Origin of the sequence: Pseudomonas lundensis, assembly GCF_001042985.1 — a bacterium.
In the GTDB taxonomy this organism is placed as follows: Bacteria; Pseudomonadota; Gammaproteobacteria; order Pseudomonadales; family Pseudomonadaceae; genus Aquipseudomonas; species Aquipseudomonas lundensis.
The window spans coordinates 1-1,199 of sequence record NZ_JYKY01000074.1; the positions used below are offsets into that span (position 1 = coordinate 1).

1 protein-coding gene is annotated in these 1,199 nt (G+C 55.7%); it reads left to right on the forward strand.

The window, feature by feature from the left end; genetic code table 11:
• The first annotated feature begins 46 nt into the window (after positions 1-46).
• Positions 47-1,066: an IS30 family transposase gene (locus TU74_RS22910; protein WP_048377755.1), complete on the forward strand. Its 1,020-nt coding sequence runs from the start codon at positions 47-49 to the stop codon at positions 1,064-1,066.
• Positions 1,067-1,199 lie beyond the last annotated feature (133 nt).

Here is a 1,199-nt window from a genome sequence, read left to right on the forward strand (position 1 = left end):
GGGCGGTCTCAAGGAGCAAGTGCAACACCTCATGTAAGGTGTTGCCATGTCTACCCAATACAACCACCTGAGTACCGAGGAGCGCGTCACCATTATGGTGATGCTCTTTCAACGACAGACGCTGCGAGCTATTGCCGCTTTGCTAGGCCGTCACCCCAGCACCATTAGTCGTGAGATCAAACGCAACCCCCAGCAGCCTCACTATGACGCCATCCAAGCTACCAGCAGGGCTCAACAGCTTCGACATGCGCCTCGCCGTCAGCGGCGTTTGTCTCCAGACTCAGAGCTATTTCAAGTGGTCGTCGAAATGCTCCGCATCGGCTGGTCACCGCAACAAATTGCCCGCAGACTACGCAGTATCTGGCCAGGCCAATCCGAGCGACATGTGAGCCACGAAACTATCTACCTCGCCATCTATGCCTATCCGCGCGGCGAGCTGAAACGCCAGTTGATCAGTTATCTACGTCAGGCTGACGGCAAACGTCCTAAGCGAACCCAAAGCAATGTGCGTCGAGAACGTTACCCTGCGCATCTGAGTATTCACCTACGCCCCCCTGAGGTTGCAGATCGTCTGGTCCCTGGGCATTGGGAGAGTGATCTGATCATGGGCGCCAATAATCGCTCAGCGGTTGCCACCATGGTCGAGCGTACGAGCCGTTATGTGATTCTCGCCAAGCTCGAAGCCCCCACCGCAGAGGCGGCGGCGGAAGCGATCGTGAGGGAAATGTCGCGGATGGCGCCATCGCTCCTAAAAACCATGACGCATGATCAAGGCAGCGAAATGGCCCGTCATGCCGAAATTACTGCGCGCACGGGGATGAAGATTTATTTCGCCGATCCACACTCGCCTTGGCAGCGTGGTAGCAATGAAAATACGAACGGTTTGTTGCGTCAGTACCTCCCCAAAGGCACAGATCTCTCTCTGGTGACGCAGGCACGGCTGGACGAAATCGCTGATCTGCTCAATACCCGACCCCGCCAGACACTGGGCTGGAAATTTCCGGTTGAGGTGCTAGTAGATCATCTTCAGCTTTCCGCGACCAACAAGCTTGAAACGATAAACTGACCGGTAAGGGCAAGCCCTCCAAGTTATCTGGTGGATGCGTCTAATGGGTGTTTCTATTGGGTCATTCCAAGCCGTCACATTGGCGATGGAGGGGGGGGTGTGTATAGCCATTGTTTAAGCGATGAGGGGGGGG

Excerpts from the sequence above, each read along its gene's own strand:
- TU74_RS22910 (WP_048377755.1), top strand. The coding sequence starts at position 47 with ATGTCTACCCAATACAACCACCTGAGTACCGAGGAGCGCGTCACCATT.